General features: G+C 57.1%; 7 protein-coding genes. 3 read left to right on the top strand and 4 right to left on the bottom strand.

From position 1 onward, the window contains the following. A complete protein-coding gene (locus EJA70_RS12845) occupies nucleotides 1-1,332 on the top strand; it encodes a DUF58 domain-containing protein (protein ID WP_158831139.1) in 1,332 nt (443 codons plus the stop codon). A gap of 43 nt (nucleotides 1,333-1,375) precedes the next feature. On the opposite strand, the gene EJA70_RS12840 is transcribed toward EJA70_RS12845, so the two are convergent. The 4 genes from EJA70_RS12840 to EJA70_RS12825 form a co-directional block, all read right to left on the bottom strand. Then, entirely contained in the window at nucleotides 1,376-4,570 is a 3,195-nt protein-coding gene (locus tag EJA70_RS12840) for a hypothetical protein (protein ID WP_158831137.1), read from the bottom strand. Between the two features lie 87 nt (nucleotides 4,571-4,657). Then, complete coding sequence (locus EJA70_RS12835; protein ID WP_158831135.1) at nucleotides 4,658-9,121, bottom strand: neuraminidase-like domain-containing protein; 4,464 nt, start codon at nucleotides 9,119-9,121, stop codon at nucleotides 4,658-4,660. 56 nt (nucleotides 9,122-9,177) lie between these two features. Further along, nucleotides 9,178-13,845: an Ig-like domain-containing protein gene (locus EJA70_RS12830; protein WP_158831133.1), complete on the bottom strand. Its 4,668-nt coding sequence runs from the start codon at nucleotides 13,843-13,845 to the stop codon at nucleotides 9,178-9,180. 107 nt (nucleotides 13,846-13,952) lie between these two features. Next, nucleotides 13,953-16,430, bottom strand: coding sequence for a hypothetical protein (locus EJA70_RS12825; protein ID WP_158831131.1), 2,478 nt, complete (start codon nucleotides 16,428-16,430; stop codon nucleotides 13,953-13,955). A gap of 288 nt (nucleotides 16,431-16,718) precedes the next feature. Here EJA70_RS12825 and EJA70_RS12820 point away from each other — a divergent pair, with 288 nt between their 5' ends. Further along, entirely contained in the window at nucleotides 16,719-18,155 is a 1,437-nt protein-coding gene (locus EJA70_RS12820; protein ID WP_158831129.1) for a hypothetical protein, read from the top strand. A 96-nt stretch (nucleotides 18,156-18,251) separates the two neighbouring features. Beyond that, nucleotides 18,252-18,860: a hypothetical protein gene (locus EJA70_RS12815; RefSeq protein WP_158831127.1), complete on the top strand. Its 609-nt coding sequence runs from the start codon at nucleotides 18,252-18,254 to the stop codon at nucleotides 18,858-18,860. Nucleotides 18,861-18,919: the final 59 nt, after the last annotated feature.

Raw genomic sequence — 18,919 nt, 5'->3', positions numbered from 1 at the left:
ATGAAACCCTCAAGACTCCTATTGATCTGGCTGACACTGCTACTGGCCATCGGCATCGTCCTCGGCGCCTTGCAGGCATTGGATATCGACCTCCCGCCCAGCCTGCTGTCAATCAACTGGGGCTTGCTGCTCGCCCTGCTGACCCTCGCCGCCATCGATGCGCTGCGCCTCAAGCGCCTGCCCGCCATTCGCGTCAAACGGCAAATGCCCGGCAGCCTCGCGCTCGGGCGCTGGGGCGAAGTACGCCTGGAGGTGGAACACGACTTCATCGAGCCGCTGCACCTGCAACTTTTCGACCATGTGCCGGACGGCCTGAGTTTTGAAAACCTGCCGCTGAACGTCCAGTTGCAGCCCGGCAAAATCAGCCACGTCGGCTACCGCCTGCGCGCCCTCAAACGCGGGCACTTCAGCTTCGAACACTGCGAAATCAACCTGCCTAGCCCACTGGGTTTATGGTCAGGCAAACGCCTGCTCGACGTCATCGGTCACACCCGCGTCTACCCGGATTTCGCCCGGCTCTATGGTGGTGAATTGCTGGCGGTGGACAACTGGCTCAGCCAGCTCGGCGTGCGACAAAAACAGCGCCGTGGTCAGGGTCTGGAATTCCATCAACTGCGCGAATTCCGTGAAGGCGACAGCTTGCGTCAGATCGACTGGAAAGCTACCGCCCGCCAGCGCACACCGATCGCCCGTGAGTATCAGGACGAACGTGATCAGCAGGTCATCTTCATGCTCGATTGCGGACGCAACATGCGCAGCCAGGACGATGAACTGTCGCACTTTGACCATGCGCTGAACGCCTGTCTGCTGCTCAGTTATGTGGCTTTGCGTCAGGGTGATGCGGTGGGCATGTGCACGTTCGCCGCTGAGCATCCGCGTTACCTTGCGCCAATCAAGGGCACCGGGCAGCTCAACGTTTTGCTCAACAGTGTTTACGACCTCGACAGCAGTCAACGCCCGGCGGACTATCAGGCGGCGATCCGTCCACTGTTGGCCCGGCAGAAACGCCGAGCGCTGGTGGTGCTGGTGACCAATGTGCGCGAGGAGGACGATGAAGAACTGCTGAGCGCCGTCAAACACTTGAGTCAGCAACATCGCGTTCTGCTGGCCAGCTTGCGCGAAAACGTGCTCGACCCACTGCAGTTGCCGGGCGTGCAAACCCTCGATGAAGCGCTCAACTATTGCGGCACCGTTGACTACCTGAACAGCCGCCATGCACACCATGAGCGATTGGCGGCTCATGGTGTGCAGTTACTGGATGTTCGTCCCGCTGAGCTGGGGGCAGAATTGGCCACGCTTTATCTGAGCTGGAAAAAAGCCGGCCAGCTCTGAATGCCGATTGATCACCCGACGGTTTGTTTGCCAGACGCACCGCTCAACCCGCAACATTCTGCGACTGTGCGCTGGTCGAGGCATTGATCGTGAAAGGGTTTTCCGGCGAAGTGGCGAGTACCCGCTCGGCAACCAGAAACAACGAAAAACTGCCTGCCGTCAGACCCGGCGTATTACTGAAGGTCAATCTCCAGGTGAGCCCCTGAGCCGTCAACAGACGCCTCGTTCCCAGCGCAGAATCGACTGTCACACCCAGTTCAGTTGCGCCTGGTCCTCTCCAGCCCAGCTGCACGTAAGTATTGACCGGCAGTTGGGTCGCATCTTTGAGTTTGAGGGTGACTGTATGCGTCTGGCCGCGACGCGCGAACGCCGTCATTTCTCCCCAGAGACTGCCTTCTGTACTGTCAAACTGAAATTCCACGTTGTCCCAGACATTGCTTGCCAGTGCCTTGACCATCATCGTTCTGCTGTAAATTTCACCGTCGAACTTACTCTCCAACTCAGCGATGACCTCATGAGGACCGACGGTTTTCGGCTGGTACAAAAACAAGGAAAATCCGTTGCGGCGGCTTGGCTCGGAAGTGGCCTGTCCATCCGTGGAGCCCTTCCACGTCACAGGCACGTCCTCGACGGGGCGTTCGGTGAATAGGGATCGGACCTGCTGCGCCACCCCGACGCGCTCCTGCTCAGCAACCACCGGGTCAATAATGGCCTCATGTTCGATACCGGTAAAATCGACCCGGTGATGGCCCAGATTCATGGCAAAAGGTCCGTACGCGAAGCCTGGTCCGATGCCCGGAATGAGCACCGTCAATGTGAACGTGCCTATCTCGACGCTGCTCCGACAATCCAGACTCCACTTGGCTCCTTCCGCGGTCAGTTCAACCGAGGTACCCGGTTCAGGGTCGACCTTTATCTTGAGCTCAGCAGGGGGTTGCCCCTCCCATTTCAATTGCGCATCGAGACCTGCCAGCGCACTGCCTGCCCTGTACTGAAAAATAAAAGGCAGATTCATCCCCAGACAGGGAAAACCACCCAACACAGGGTCGATTTTGAATTGATCAAAAGCCAGCGTTGCTTCATTTTCAAAGTTTTTGGAGATCACCCTCCCGACAATCTCCCAAGCTGGAAGAACTCCCTCACAACATATGCGCAGGCTGAAACGACCCCCTATGGGTGCGTTCGATTTGATACTCCATGTCAGCGCCTGCCCGTATTCCAGTCGCTTTTTTTCGCCCAGGGGCGGATCAAACACCAGATCGAGTTCCGGGTTCTGATCTGACATTTCAAGGTGCATCCATTCGCCGGAAAACTCGGGCTTGATCGAATCCAGCTTCAGCTGTCCCTCCTCCCCCGACAGGCAGACAATGCCTACAGCTGCATCCAATGGCATATCCCGCATCGAGAGGCTGGTGAACTCTGTCCACGGATTGGACTGCACCGGTGCCAGGACAAATGTATGAGAGAAACTGCTTTTGTCGTACGGGCTTGTTACCTGCGCAGTTATATTGATGGGGTCAACGGTTTCAGGTTGATGGGGGAACTCACTCCATCCACCCGCCCCGGTAGTGCGTTCTACGACGGGGCCTTCTCCAACGCGCCAGCCCACAATCACCTCGGGAGCATCAGCGTCGATGGTTTGCGATCTGACCTGAAGACTCAGTAAAGCAACGGTCTCGTCATCAATGACCGGATATTTGGTGGACATCCGGGTCTCGCCTTTATCCAACCAGTTATGCGCCAGTTTCATCAGGTTCGGTCTGGACGCTGTTTTCAACCTTGAACAACTCACAAGCAATGAATATTGACCGTTGCGTTTATTCTCGGCGGCCATGGTCCATATCACCGATGCCTCTGCCAACGGCACGAAGGTTTCCAACGATGGACTGAAGCTCACGCCCAGTGTTTGCGGTGAGTCCCCCCCAGGAAGCCAGCTCAAGGCAAAATCGGTATCTTCCAATGGGTGATCTGCGGGCAGTAAAAGCTTGAGTTGATGCGAACCACCGCGGTTGGGATAAGCCGTTGCGTCTCCCCAGAGCGACGCGTCGATTTCGTCCAGTTGCAACTCGACCGTGTGCCACGGACTGTCCAGCAGTACCCGGACGGGAATCTCCAGAGAAGCGTTATCCGGGTAATAAAAACTATCTACCGATGCGACGATCGTCTGCAGCCCGCCTTGCGTGTTATCGGGTTTGAACGTGAAAGTCGCATCGCCCTGCGCGTTGGTATGGCTCTCATCCAAGATCTTGCCCCCGAGCGTCCAGGTTACCTTGCGATAGCCCATCGGTTTTTGCGTGTAGTAGGACTTCACGCGGACGGTGATCGGAATGTCTTCATCCAGTTCAACCACCGGGTAGTACAACGGCCCGTCCACCGCCTCAAGTATCAGCCTGTAATGGCCCAACATTGCCGGTATTGAATAAATTTCAGCGGTGTATTCGCTGCGGATCCCTAACGAATGCTCTGTGTCCGGCTCATCCATGTCGGCGCAGATTAACTTCCAGCCCCCCTCCATCGGCCGCTCTTGACCCAACTCAGGGTCCGAACTGACGCCTCCAGAGGGCCCGGCAGATTCATCGAGCAACAGTGAAACCCGGGAGCCAAGCCACGGACTGTCGGCTTTCGGTGTGATCGACAGTCGGTGCGGTTCGGTACCTGCCAGTCCCGCACCTCGACAAAGAAAGATCTTATCGGTGGTTTCTATCTCATCCCCGTCAAACTTCAACGACTGCACCTGCAATGGGGGCAGTTGAACCTCGACACTTACACCCGTCACGCGCAACCCTCGGTGAGGTTGACCGCTGTTGGCCGGGGTGACAAAGCGGATCGTGACCTGTTGTTCCGCAGGCGAATAAAATTCGATGGGTTGCTCGAATTTTTCCAGATAAAGCACGAGGGGCTGGGGATTATCCAACAGCGACGATGAGACCAATTCATAGGATTGCTCGGGCCCGCTGTCCGGACTGATCACAACCTGACACGTGGCGCCATTGGTCGACTGAAACTCAAACCTCAAACAATAGACCACCCCTGGCTGAGGTTTGACCGGCACGTGAACCGTTTGCAATGCCTCGCCTTCGTTGACAAGTTTCAAGTGCCAGCGCAGGGTGCCCCCGGAGTCCAGCTCCTGAGCCGCCGTACCTTTGGTGTAATCCGACAATGTCCAGCCGTCCACATTCGAGACAAACTCTCCATTGACGATAAGGTTCTTGTTCGCGAGAAGCGCTGGCGTATTCATGGTTGTGCCTTCCTTGTCCTAACGTTGCCATCGACTGCCCGAGCGTCTGTGCGTCGAGCCTGCTCAACCGCGTTGCGGGTAGTGGCGTTACAATTCTTGTTCGACCTCAGCGGCAAATGCCGCGCCGCCGTCGGCTGCCATATAGCGGAGATGGAAGATGATGTCGGTCAAAGATTGGATGATCTGCTCTTGTCGAGGATATGTATGGCGAGGGAACTTGAACTTCCAGGAGGAAACGGCCCCCGTCCCCTCAAATGGCAAGTAGCGGCCATTGGTAAACTCCAGCGCAACAACGCCGTTATCATTCATCCCGGAAGACACGGCAATCCGCTGACTGCTACGCACGTTGACCTTGACTTCACTGGGGGCGGCACCGCCCGACGCCACCTGATGAAGATACCGTACCGATTCGATCGTCGGTTTGATGGCGGTATGACTGCCGGTTTGCACCAGTAGCGCACGTACGTCCTGATAGGGCGCCACTACCGTCGGGAGGGTGACCGAGACAGAGATGATCTGACGGAGATAGTGACCCGGATAGTCTTCGTCAAAGGACTTTTGCGCCAAGCGGAATGTCAATTCTCCAATATCGCCCTTGATCAGATCGTCCCACTGTTTTGCATCCTCGGGTGTGGCATCAGGGCCTGTCAGCAATTGGCGTAGCGAAATGGTTTTGACCAACTCCAGACGGCGTTCGTGTCGAACGAGATAGGCCTTCTCCATCATCAGCAAAGCATGGCGCAACGATTCACCGACAGTCAGTCCGTGCCACTGATCATCCCAGGTATTGAGAGGGATATGGCTCACGTCATATTCGCCCGTTTCATACATCAAGCTGCTCTGGGCGTTCAGGCACATGCCAAGCACCGCATCGTAAGCCTGGAAATACATGCACTTCAGTTGCCCCAGCAACCAACTGTAGAGTTCGCCATTGGTACTGCGTCGTTTGAAGAATTCATATAGTTCCACGGCCTGAGCACTAGCGACCCTTGTTTGTTCCAGGTTGGCTTTGGCGGCATTGATGGAGTGCTGATGGGCTGCAATCTGTTCATTGACGCCGAGCATTTCCTGCTGCGCCTGATCCAGGGCAAACCGCCACTCCCCGTCCCGACGGCGATACTGCTCATTGATGGCGTTTTTCTCGGCGTCCATCATCAGAACCTTGGCCGCAATACCCACTGCACCACCCAATGCATACGGAATGGCTGCCAGACGATAGCCCCCCCCAGCAAGGCCCCAAATATTCGGAATTAACTCCAATCCCGAACCAACGGTCTGGAACGCTGCCACACCCAGCTCCAGATATTTTGCCAACTCGGTGTCTTTCATCACATCGTACTCGGCCTCGCTGATGCCCTCTTTGACGAGCGCTGCGTAGTGATCAATGCGTTGCTGAACCAATGCAGCATTTTGCTCCAGTGCTTTTTGCGAGCCGAGCAGATTGGCCAGCGCTCCTTCCTGGATAGCCTGCGCATAACTGCCCAAACGGGTGACCTGGCTCAACTGCAATTCTTCCTGCTCGCCACGATTGAACAGTTCCATGTACTGGCGTACCTGCTCACCGTCGCTGATCAGGGTATTGACCATGCCCTTGCAGACTTCAAGCAGGTAACTGAAGCGATAAGGCAGTACCACCAATTGGCCTCCTGCGCTCCTGGGACGTCCGCTGGCCCCCTGCCCCATTGCGATCAGCAGCTCTTCAGGGTCAATCGGTGGACTGAACAGCGGGATGGACACTTGTTTGCCATCCAGTGTCAGGCTGTGGCGCAAGTTGAACAGCCGCGCGTCGAGATCCTTCCACACCCTGACCGCCACCTCATCCAGCGGCAGGCGAAACACCTTGCTGCCCAACAGCCCGAATTGAGTACGAGCCGAGGTGCCTGTGGGGACATCGGTCACTCGAAGTTCGAATTCGCTCTCGAATTGTTTCAGCGCCGTTTGCGAGTCTGCATCGGCAAGCAACTGTGCAATCGTTCGCGGCTCCCATTGATGGGATGTCTTGATTTCGGGGGCCGTGCCCATCAAGGCCAGCGCACGCACATACAAAAGCTTTGCCTGGGTGAGGCTGTCACGGGTCAATTGACGGTATAACCAGTCACCATGCGCGATGATGTTCCGCACATACGCAAGAAAGGCAGCCTTGCGAAAGTGAATGGGGGCGGTGTAACCAATGGCATTCGGATCTCCAGGCTCACGGACCTCATAGGCTGGAATGATGATATCTCTCAGCAGCGGGCGGCAGCGCCAATAAGCCGGGGCCGGGATGACCACCGGATCATCGGGGTGGGGTTGCACTGGCTCAGTGATTTCCTTGGCCATCGGATTGAACAAGTAGTGCAACCATTTCTGGGCCTCCTCATAGCGCCCCTCGGCATCGAACCGATTCGCAATCAGGTGGGGCAGATGGAAGAACAGCTCCCAGAAAAACAAGCCGTTGGCCCCTTCGAACGGGCCACTCAGTTCAACGCTGCCATCGGGTGCCGCTGGCTCACTGATATGCTGGGTTTCCCACGCCAACAATGCCTGTACGGAAATACTTGCACGCTGGATCAGTGAAAAACCAAACAAGGTATTAAGGCGTACGTACTTCAATTGCTGTGCCGGGTTATTGAAGGCCAGAAACTCGGCGCCCTCGGCATTGCTTTTATCAATCGACGGAACCGTGAAAAGCCTCAGAGCCGTATTGAACGTCAGGCTGAAATGGTTACGACCGAACGTCGTCCCGTTGTGTGGCTTTTCGACCCCGAAATAGAACGGCATCGACATACCCAAGGGCACACCGTAGTTTCTGCGATACCTGACCCACGGTGTGGTGAACGCACCATCCAGGGTGCAGCTCCCTGACCAATCCGGAGGATCATTGACCGAGCGAGCAGCAAAGGTGATTTTGAACTCCGGGCTGGCGTATTGATTGGCGTTGCGCAGAATATTCTGCTGACTGGCGAAACGCGTATTGAACTCAGATACCGAAAAACCTGCGCCATCAAGAATTTCAGTGGCCGTGAGCAGGCTTAATCGAGACAGCTGTGCCGACGACAACGCATACGGCTTGGTAGCAATCCAGCTGTCCATTTCGCCGTCTTGGGAGAAGTCGCTTTTGTTGAAACCGGCAATCGACTCACCCTCCAATTGCAACGAAAAATCAACTCCGCCTTGCGCGGACAGGCGACACATCACGTCAAGAGAAGCTTCGCCGCGATGCTTGATCTGAACCTCTACATCCTGGCCGGCGTAACTGCCTTTCCAGGCGATGGCCAGTTCTTTCAAAGCGTATTTGAGCGGCACCTTCGCCGTGCTGCGCCCGCGTACCCACCAGGTGTCCCAAGTGATGCCTGTTTCGACGGTGCGATAACTGACGGCCTCCAGAGAAAAACAGGCGTTGTAGTCGCCCTTTATCTGCCCAGCGCCATTCTCTACACGCACTACGCTGCTGGCCGTGCGTTCTTTGAGCCCGATCTTGAATTGTAATGATTCGCCGGGGAAACGAATCAACTGCAATTCACGCAGCGTGGCCTGGTCATTCTGGACCGGTCGAAACAGCGCGTCCCTTGTCTGGAATATTTCCAGGTCACCGTCCAGCGCCTGCCCGTTCAGCGACGCATGGGTCGAGTACAACAGCGCCAATTGCTCATTTTTAGGGTCGGGCTGGGCAAGGACTACGGCGATAAACTGGCCGGCGGATACGTCGCGGTCATAGTTTTCCTGAAAAAGCGAAAACGCCGGTGACCAGCTGTTGTTGAACGAAAGATATGAACACTTGATTTCCAGCGACCAACGAAACTGCAAGTTTTCACCGTCGGATGACCGCTCACGCCACTCGACCCACACCACAGTCAAGCGGCCAGCCCAGCGCACCAGACGAATACTCAGCACCTTGCCTGAGCCCAGCACCCCGATCGGCTGCCACTCTGTCCACGCCGTCGGGTTGAGTGTCGTGCTTTGATTATCCAGATCTACCTGCGCTTCGCGCCAAAAGTAACCGAAGGGCTCTGTCTGTTCCTGGGCCACGAACAAATACGTTGCGCGCTGGGAATTGGAGCCGTCGACGTAACCGCTGCGCAGCGTCAGCTTGCTGACTTGCTCGAACTTGTGCAGGTACTCCTGCACCGCGACCTGCACCGAGTCGGTGGTGAGCCGCATCTGTCCCAGATTGCTTTCCAGTGCTTTGAACAGCGTGGTCTTTCTCGGGCGATGCTGCGGCAAAATGTAATGGTACGCATAGTCCCTCAGGCGCTCACCACCTGCCCAGAGCGGGTACGACAGCCGGTACTGCCATTCACTGAGAATCTCGGGCGCGATAGCAACGCCCTCGAATCCACGCTCCATACCATGGACGATCGAACCCACGTGTTGTTGCACCGCATCCACAAAAACGGATAACTGGCTGGCTTCATGGTTGCTGTCTACCAGTGAGTCGATCATCTGGTACTCATAGAGGTCGTTGGGCGTCTTCAGCACTACGTTTCCATCCCAGAGTTTTTCACCCAGAATCAAATCGAGCATCGCGTCCCGACGAGCCTCTGCCAGCTCACTGATAAACTTCTGTTCCATGATCTCTCTCCCTGAAGGCAATCTCTGAAGCTCAAGCGGCATCGTTTGGCCGGGCATTACCGGCCGGGTCGGGATTTGCCCGGATTCAAGGGGCTCAACGTGCCCGGCCAACTCGGCACCTGCTGCACGCGATCACAATGCAGGCCCAACTCGAATGAAGCGCTTTTGCCGTATCCACACGTGATGACCCACACCATGGGCTCGCCCGTGAACTCGCGACGTGCGGCCAACCCTGGACTGAATTTGATGTCGAGCATGTCCGGACGGTATTTCGAACTCCAGCTCAAGGCCGCTTGTGAGCCAATCAGTGGACTGCCGGTCCCCGGATCGACAGAGAGACGATATTGACGTCCCTTGTGCAGATTGAGGGTGTCGCCCATGCCGATGATGGTCTCCTCAGGAGGATCCTCAGTGAACAGGATGACCTTCCACTCCAGTGCTGCAATCACCTCGACTTTAAAAGTTCGCGTCTCAAGAGGTTTGCCCTCGAGCATGGCGGTCACGGTGTAATGCCCGACCTTCTGCTCATGGAACTGGAACGTCGAACGACCGTCGACGGTACTGCGTACCCGGGTGGTCTGGGGCCCCGGATTCCCGGGAAGGGGACTGGCGGACACTGTCCACAGCACTGAATAGTAGGGAATGGCCCTGCCGCTGCCTGGCTCGACGAGCGCGACCCACAAGCTGATTGCCTGCCCACCCGCGACGGGGAAGGTGTAGTCGTCAGACGCCGTCTGGATGATGACATCGCTGGCCACCTCAACCTCAAGCTGGAGCGCAATATCCGAAGCGAACTGGGCAAACACCGTCAATGCTCCCGCCGCAGGAGCGGGAACCTCGAACAGCGAAATCCCCAACGCCGAACTTGGTACGGTATGTCGCGTCGGATCGGCGCTCGTCCACCAGATGACCTCCTCGTTGGGCTGAAGCGAACCGGAAAGTCCTGCCACCGCACATTGAACTTGCAATGGCCGCCCCGCCACAGCCTCGGATACCTGTGCGAGGGGTTGCAGATAAGGTCGATCGACAAACTCGATTTTGCCGGGGATGACAATCTGGTTCTGATTCTCGCCATAGGTAACGGACAGGATGGCAACACCCGCCTCGGCACTGGACACCTGCACCTGGGTAAAGCCATTTTCATCGGTAAACGCTTCGCTCGGAGCGACCTCGCCATGCGTCGTTGCCCATGCAACCGAACGCCCGGCCCCAGCGTTGCCGAAATCGTCAACCAATCGCACGCTCGCCGTAATGGCTTTCAGGCGCCCGGCCAGCACCGGTTCCACCGGCAGAGGTGTTACCGTCTGGAGGTCGAAATTGAGCGATGGCTCATCACAGTCGATGATCGTTGCCGGCCCATAGGCAGGCTGCCCGAAGTCCAGGTTGAACGTCACATGGGCCGTGCCGACCGTGTTACCCGCCTGAAGCAGCGCCTCGGTTCGTCCCTCATTGTCGGTCATGCTCTCAGGGGTCAGCATGACCCCCAGATCCGTGTTCCAGTAAACCTGCACACCGCGCAACGGCTTGCCAAAATAATCCAGGACGTACAGAACGTAGGTCGTCTTCTCACCCGCCAACCTTGCCACCAACCGGTTCGAATCAACGGTGCAGCGAGTGGTAATGCTCTGCCCCACTTCCCTGGATTCATCGACAGGTTGCACCACAGAAGAAGTCTGCAGGGTTTCCAGTACGTTTTTCGCGGCCGCGGCAATAATCTGTTCGGATGCCAGAGGCTGCAGCTGACCCAGCGCAAGAATCATGGTGGAGTCAAGGCCGCTTTGCCTGGCGAACGCATGCACGCGCAGCAACAGGTCAATCTGCGCCAGGTTACTGATCAGCGCTCTCGACGGCGCCGCGCCTATAGGGGGATTAACGTGATGGGCGCATTCCAGGACGTCTCTGATGGTCCAGCCGAAGAAGGTGCCGAGCCTTTCAGCCGCCGCATCACGTACCAGCCGCAGTTGATCTGGCGACATATCGGCAGGCAAGCGGTTGATCTGCACCAGGTAGTCAAGGATGAATTGTTCAGGCTGCTTCCCCAGCGCCAGGACCCGGCTATACAGCGACAGGTAGTAAACCGTGTTGATCGAAATTTCATATTTTTCATTGAGGTTGAACCAGACGTATTGTTCATCCACTAACAATGTCGTCAGAAAAGTCGCGCTGATCTTGAATTGACGGACAATGGCGCTACGTCGTTCGAGCTCGACCATCAATGTCAGGAACGGCTCAGCGTCGCCCTGCTCGCCCTCTAATGCCATCTGCTCGGGCATACGGCTAAATGCCGCGTCCAGCAGAAAGTAAGGCGTGCCCTGCGCCCAGGCCAGAGTCGCCAGGACCACGTCCGAAGACAGCCTGCAAAAAATCACCAACGCCTCGCGTACCACTTCTTGCTGGGCTGCCCGCACTGGCATTAGAACACCGAGGATCAACGCTTCGACCCGCAGCAACTCTTGCGGGCCAGTGGTCACGTCCATCACCGACTTGACGGCCTGTCGAATGGTTTCGGTTGCTCTGATCAAGTAGTCGCTGTCGCTTTCCTCTGCTCGCCCGATCATGAGTCCCTGCGGGCTCACCAATGTCGCCAGCGCTCTTAACCACACACCGTCCTGCCCATTGTTACCAGGCGGCACGCCTGCCGAGATCAATGAAAATTCGAGCAACAACACCGGTTGAACCTGCCTGCGCAACTGCTCCAGCAAGCGGCTTTGCGCATCCGTCTGAACCGGCGTCACCTGCACCGGGTTTACGTTCTGCGCCAACCAGAGCGCAGAAACATTGTTGTCGTTGCACCATTGCACACACATCATCAAGGCGCGAATCACGCTGAGCGCGTCCGGAGTTTCGGCGCTTGTTCGCGTCTGGATGTCAGGCACACCGGCCAGCTGCGCTACCCACCCGTCGCCCCCGTTGTCCAACGTCTGGAGCAGCGAGCCCAGTTCCACTGGAGTGATCTTGAACAGCCGCGCGAGGGTGACCATTCGGTAAAAACTTGAAAACACCTCCAGGCTGCATTCGAGCCGGGTCTTGTAAGAAAAAGACTTGGCAATGAGCGTGGCCAAAAAACGATACGTCCCGAAATTGATATTCAACACGCTACAGATCTGATGCGCGATGCGCATGTCCTGCTCACTGCTGGGGACAATCTCGAATGTGCGGTCTTCCAGCTGCAGAGGCTCTCGATAAGGTGTCTGACTATTGAAGACAAGATCAAATTGCGCCACGGCTTCGCCATGGCGATAGGGCGAAAGAAGTCCAATGAACACTGCAAAATCTTCCGCCGGGCAGCTGTAGCGCGCCCTCAATTCCTGAAACAGACCCAGTGCACTCAAGGTCTTGCCGCTGATCCAGATATCGGTATTGCCGGATCCGCCTCGCCGCTCGGCGAGAATGGCCGCCATGATCAGTTGATCACATTCGCGTGGGGTCAAATCCAGCCACAGATCGAGACGCCGTTTACGGTTGATGCGGTCCATGCGATGTTCGTTCGATTTATCGATATTCTGCAGTTCGAACTCAGCACCGGGTCCGGTTCGAGCAAGACTTATCGCCGGGTCAACTGTCGCATTGATGTACGCGGCACCTGAGTGCGCCGCCGACACTGTTGTGTCCTCGGGATGCAACAACAAGGCATTGGGCGAAAGCGTCGGAGCATGGTCGGCGAGGGCAAAAAAAGCTTCGACACCCTCCTTGTCCAGCCTCAAGGACATGCGCAAAACCCAGACCTGCATGAGGTCTTTCAAGCCTATATAGCCAAAGTTAGTCAGGTAAAAATCACCGGCGGATTTAGCAGGGTCAGGATCAATCAATCGTGTACCAGGATCGACCCGTTGCGTAGCTGAGTGCACGCTATGGGTACCGAGCGAAAAATACGGACTCTCCAGTAACAGCGTCTGTTGAACCGGCCCCAAGCCGCTCGACAGGCGCAGCGCCGTGTCTGACTGGCGACCCCGAGCGTTTTTGTTTTTGAAGTAAGGGAAACCGATATCGGTCCATCCGATGAGATCACCCAAAGTGACGTGGTCGCCGGCGCGTCCAAGCACGTAGGTAATAGCGTGCCAGTCCGGGTCATAGGGAAGCTTGTGCGGATGCCTCGAACGACGCAGCAAAGCATCAACATCCTTGTCGCGGCCCAACTTCTCCTTGATCTGCGCCTCAAGCAGATGATTGACGATTTCCAGTGCCGGTGCGCTGCGCCGAACAGCCATGGAGTTCATCAAAAACTGCATCAGTTCGGGACGGCGTGTGGTGAGCGGTTGATAAGTCAGCGGGTCGGCCAACGGGACGACTTCATCGTACATCCACTTCAACAGCGCAATCAGGTAAGCCAAAGGTGAATAGGCCGACTCAATCGCATCGACTGGGGCGGCGGCGGTAAAGTCAGGTTTGAATTGGTCTATAAATGTCGGCAGCTCCACCAGCGCCCGCACGCCGTGGCCCGGAGGCGCTTCGGACGGGGACTTGAGCACCTGACGCTGCTCGCGGAATGCGCGTGCGATGTACAGGGCCAGACTGTTGGCGCGCCCGGCCAACTGAGTTGCGTCCTCGATACTCAACCCGGTTTTCCGGGAAAGCTCGGCCGGGCGCAGGTTCACCAGATCAAAAACACTGTCCCTGGACGCGAAGAATGGGTCCAGCCGGGCCGATGCCGATGTCACCGAGGCAGAGTCACCGAACACGGCACGAAACAGTTGATCGACAGGCCGTTGAGAGGAATGGGACATAGGCGGTCTCTCCTTGAGACTGTTACTGCATGAACAACGTTGCTCAGGACTGGGCGAAGCGCTTCGTTATGGTTAACGCAGCGTTCAGATCGCGAAGGGGTTGACGGTCAAGAGACAATCTTGAACGTGAGGGGCTCGGTCACGTCAGACTGCTGGCCGCCTCGGCTTTGCCGTGCCGACACACTGATCTCACCCAGCGGCAAGCGGCGATTGCTCGGCGCAACCCATTTGTCGCCGTATACGCTGCCAACGGCCAGGACATCCGCTTCATCGCTGGCGTCGAACACCTCGACAGTGTCCCCGGTAAAACCTGTTCCTCTGAAAGTCAGCCAACCTGTTTCTGCGCTTTCCGGTTGCGGCGAGGTGAACTTGGGCGCCGCGGGAACCACATCGAAAACCTGTACCGGACTCGTTGCGCAGAGCAATTCTTTACTCTGTACCGCCACGACCTTCATCGGCGCGGGATCGTCCATGGCGACTTCGACCTGCCAGCCTTCAACGGTGACCGGGATCTTCGTGGCAATCGGAGAGGCGTCCTCGTTGACGAACAAATCGATCGTCGCGCCGGCCAGGCCACGGCCGCAGATATTCACTTTGCCGCGCACCACGCGGGTGTGTGATTGCGGCATCAAGATCTGCGCAATCAATGGGTCCACTGCCAGGGAGATGTCAGGTGAATAGGGTGAATCGAAGGTCGTCGTCGCATGTCGCCGGGCCTTGACCTTCAGCACCGTTGTCGGCGCTTGCAGGCCGGAATCGGGGGGGTGCTGCCAGTTACCATCGACGTCAACCATAGAGGTCATCAACACCGTCAAGACACTCGTGACGACGACCATGGTGTCGCCGGGGTAGCCTTTGCCGGAGATGAGCGGCCACGGGCCGACCGTCGACCCATCCCACTCACTGTCGAAAACCGGCGTTTGCGGGGTGACATTGAACGAGACGATGGGGCTGGGTTTTGATTCTCCGTAATAGTCCTGAAACGCCTGAACCGTCGCAGGTCCCACATCGGGTGTCGGCGCTATGGCGGTACTCCATTCACCGTTGGCGTTGACCCGGATGTTTTCGACCGCCGGTTGCAAACGCTGGTCTATCTTCACTTCCAGGCATATGACTGAACCGGCAACCGCTGTCCCCGATACCGTTGCCTCCCGCTGCACATAGGCATTGGCTGCGGGACCCAGAATCACCGGGGCATGGGTCTGCACGACAAAGTGCCGATCTTCGCTCAGCGCAGAAGCGTATCCGTCGACAACCTGGAGCGCTCTGATCGTGCAAGGGCCTGAAGGAGCATTGGCCAGTTGCATTGTCCAGGTCATGTCTGGCTTGACCAAGGCTTGTCCCATCGGTATGCCGTCTTCGCGATAGACAAATATGTCTGCGCGGGGCCAGCCCCGCCCTTGCACCTGTGGGGGGGCGTCGACAACGTCATTGTCGGAGGGGGTGGTGAATTCCGGCTCAGGGACTGTCACTCGGAAGGTACACGATACCCACTCAGACGCGATCCCTTGTACGACCTGCCGAGCCTGAAGCGTCTGGCTGATCGGCGCCAACGGGGTATCGGCCGCGACCTGGAACGTCCAGCCCCCTAGAGCATCGGCTACAGTGGGGCCGAACACATCCCCATCCAGCGTCCGCAGCTCGACACTTGCATTGGCGATTGCCCTGCCTGCAAAAGTTGGCGTCTGTTCATCGATCACAGCGTCTGGCAACGGCTGATCGATAGTGGGGCTAACGGGGGTCACAATGAGAGCGTCTGGTTCCAGCATGACGTATGCCGATCTCAGCGTATTGAACACTTGTTGAAATCCGATGTGGTAAGCGCCTGGAGCCCATTCCTCGCCCGTAATCTCCCAGCGACCATCAATGACTTCAGCCGAAGACTGTGCAGCACCTTGGGCAATACTCACCTCCACTCGAGCGGCATTCTGGCCTGCCCATTGGTGGCCAATGCCCTTGAACGTCGGCACCTGATCGACAACGTGCAGGCTTTCAAAAACAGGCGTGGGAACGGCGACCGCAACGGCCGTACCAGCGGTGGATGCAGACGCTACTTGTGCCACTCGTTGCAGCGCCGAGAAGTTGTATGGGCCCGGCACGACAGCCGGAAACTCGACTCGCCACTGACCGTCATCCCTCACCGTGTCACTCAACTCGATGCGTCCTGCCGGGCCATTGCATTCAACCGTCACAGTGGCGCCCGGGAAGTCCGAATGCCCCGAACAGATCACGTTGCCTTGCGTGGTTAGCCGTGACTCAAAGTGAGCCAGCGCAGAGGGACGAACCATCAGTGGATACGCCTCGCTGACTGCCGAGGAATCCGTCGCGTTTTTCTGCTGCACCAGCAGGATCAGTTCACCGACATCAGGCTTGTCCAGCGTAATGCTGATGCTCCAATTGCCCTCAGGACTGATGGTTTGGGTTTCTCCCAATGGCTGCGGCATCAGATCGCGAAAGAGGCTGACAGTGGCGTTGGCGATGGCCTTGCTCCCGGCGATGGTCTGCGCCCCGAGATCAATCACCGTCCCTCTCGCAGGCGTGACGATGGCCGGCGTAACCAGCTGTTGAAGCGCTTCCTTCACCATCGACCCACTCCCCTCGCCTTGGCACTTGGATTTCGTGCGCTCATTAATTGGCCAGAGGGAAGTTGTGCGTCTACCTGTAAAAACTGACAGTCCCGACGAGCGGTTAACCGACCTGTCAGATCTGACAGTAGGCAGCGTTTCAATCCGCACGCTTAATCTTCGTGGGTGCCAGAGGGGGCGTCATTGTTGGAGGTAGAGGTGTGATCCAGCCTCTGCGTTCTGCAACAGAAAGCGAGCGCCTCATCGTCGCATACCTGCACCGTTACTCAATTGAAAGGGAGCAACACCATGAAGTCCTTAGGCACCGAAATGTGTGCAGAACAACACTGCGCAGCAGTGTCCGAATACGTCAACAAAATATGCAAAGAGAACGGCTGGCAGGTAAACCACCTGGTTCAGGTTGAGGATCCGGTGACGGAAATCATTTGCTTCTGTTCATGTTCTTGCCTGGCGTACGATTCGCCAGTACTGCAGTCCGCCACAGCGAGCAAGCCGATTCAGATGTTCGTGGTAGATGACCCGGTGCTGGCCTTTGACGCCGATGGTCAATCCAGGGTCGGCACGATCGCCTTTTCCAACGGCACCTCCGCGACAAGCGTTCAACCGGAAATGGCCTATGTCTCCTTGCGGATCGGCAATGAAACCGAGACCTTGGTCGCCACCCTCAATCATCCGTTTTTGGGGGAGGACAAGCGGTTAATCCAGGCGCAGATGCTGGTGCCAGGCTATCGCCTGATGTTGATCGATGGTACTACCGCCGAAATCACCAGGCTGGAAATCAAAAGCTACACTGGCGGTGTCTGGAACATCGCTACATCCATCGGAGAACCACAGAACCTTGATGGCCACCTGCTCGCGATCGGTCGCGTTCTGTCGGCTGACTATGCGGCACAACTGTATTACGACGAACTGGCAAAAAAAGGCTTTGCGGTGCCGCGCGGCTCAGTCCCCACAGTCACCACCCGAGCCCACGACGCGATCGTCGATGCCCATGCCACTCGTCAGCAAGGCGTGGCACTGGCACAGCGCCCGGAAATCGACCTGAAGTCCTTCCTGGCGTCGGCGGGCAGCAGCAAGGCGATCGCCATTCTCAGTGCTGGCACCGGTAGCATCACGCTCCAGGGTGATCACAGTGTCACCTTGCAAATACCCGCGTCGGCAATGAACCAGGGTTTTCTCACACAAACTCAGGCCAGTGAAGTGCAGGAGCTTCAACAAGCTGAATCGACTCGCGACCCGCAACGAGCCGGCAACTTCCTGTGGCTGCTGAAGACTTTTCATGCTTTCTATCCGCACATCCACTTCATTTTCGACACGTCTTCCCGTCAGGCAAACGCTTTTTCGTTCGTGCTGGATTCGCAGCCGTATGTGCTGGTGCAAGGAGGCCTGGTGCGTGCCCGACACTTGGAATGGCAAGGTATGGCCCTGGTGCTGGGCTATCTGGTTAAACGCTTCGAGCGCGAGGCACCTTACACGTTACGCTGCAAAGCCATCGTCGATTACCTGGCCCCATCTGTCTTGCAGACGGTATTCAATCCGCTCTATAGCAAGGTCATTCACGATGCTTTGAGCCAAGTCAGTGCGATGTTCATTGAAATCCCGAGCAAAGCGGATGAGCCCGAGTCCGGATGTGCCAGCACGACGCTTGATTGCCGTATCGAGACGTACAAAAAATCCATGGGATTTTTACCCGAGCCGTCCTGCATCACGCCAACCTCCAACTGATCATGAGTCATGCAGCGGCGGTCGCCAGCGAATGTTCGGCGATCACCGACTTGCAAGCCTGCAAGCCCACGCTCATCGAAAATCAGGAGTCGACCCATGACGTCCCATCACCATCAGGACCTGCCTCCTGACTTCAAGGCATTTGCCAGCGTAAAGGACGCCTGCGCGCAACTCGGGCAGTATCTGGGACTTGAGAAGCCCATTACGCGCGAAGTGTTTGCCGCCATCATCAAAAATCCGGGTTACGCCACCAATCTCTTCATTGCCCGCCCCGCTCCAGCTTTTCGCGATTACCTACTGGCGCACCCAGACCATGGCGAACCGATCACCGGCAACAGCGTCGAACCGGTGCCTGCCCGTTACGTGGAACTGGACAACCGCGCCTTGCTGAAAAAAGCCGCCAGTTCTTTCGTAGCCTGGAGTCGTGAGGGCTTCAAGGCCGCAGATAACGATCTGTTCGAACAGCGAATCAGCGCGTGTAATGCCTGCCCGCATCAAACCGACACACCCGACAGGCTCGCCTACCGGATAGGTGCCGCCCTGACCGGCGCCAGCAATCGCAAGATCTGTGATTTGTGTGGATGCGTCACAGGAAAGAAAGCCCGGCTGAGCCACGAAAAATGCCCGGGCGATGATCCTCGGCGTCCAGGGTTAAGTCGTTGGGGGGATCCAATGTCCGGTGCCGCGCGCACGTTCATTGGCTGAGCCTTTCAAAAAACCTTCAGGCAGTCCTGAAGGTTGTTTCTTTTTTGCTCAACTCACCA

The sequence above is a fragment of the Pseudomonas sp. PB103 genome (assembly GCF_009764635.1).
Taxonomy (GTDB): Bacteria; Pseudomonadota; Gammaproteobacteria; order Pseudomonadales; family Pseudomonadaceae; genus Aquipseudomonas.
The sequence above is the reverse complement of the archived record's forward strand: the minus strand, read 5'-3'. Positions and strand labels throughout refer to the sequence as shown.

Coding starts and splice junctions, on each gene's coding strand:
- EJA70_RS12845 (WP_158831139.1), top strand. CDS start 1: ATGAAACCCTCAAGACTCCTATTGATCTGGCTGACACTGCTACTGGCC.
- EJA70_RS12840 (WP_158831137.1), bottom strand. CDS start 4,570: ATGAATACGCCAGCGCTTCTCGCGAACAAGAACCTTATCGTCAATGGA.
- EJA70_RS12835 (WP_158831135.1), bottom strand. CDS start 9,121: ATGGAACAGAAGTTTATCAGTGAGCTGGCAGAGGCTCGTCGGGACGCG.
- EJA70_RS12830 (WP_158831133.1), bottom strand. CDS start 13,845: ATGTCCCATTCCTCTCAACGGCCTGTCGATCAACTGTTTCGTGCCGTG.
- EJA70_RS12825 (WP_158831131.1), bottom strand. CDS start 16,430: ATGGTGAAGGAAGCGCTTCAACAGCTGGTTACGCCGGCCATCGTCACG.
- EJA70_RS12820 (WP_158831129.1), top strand. CDS start 16,719: ATGAAGTCCTTAGGCACCGAAATGTGTGCAGAACAACACTGCGCAGCA.
- EJA70_RS12815 (WP_158831127.1), top strand. CDS start 18,252: ATGACGTCCCATCACCATCAGGACCTGCCTCCTGACTTCAAGGCATTT.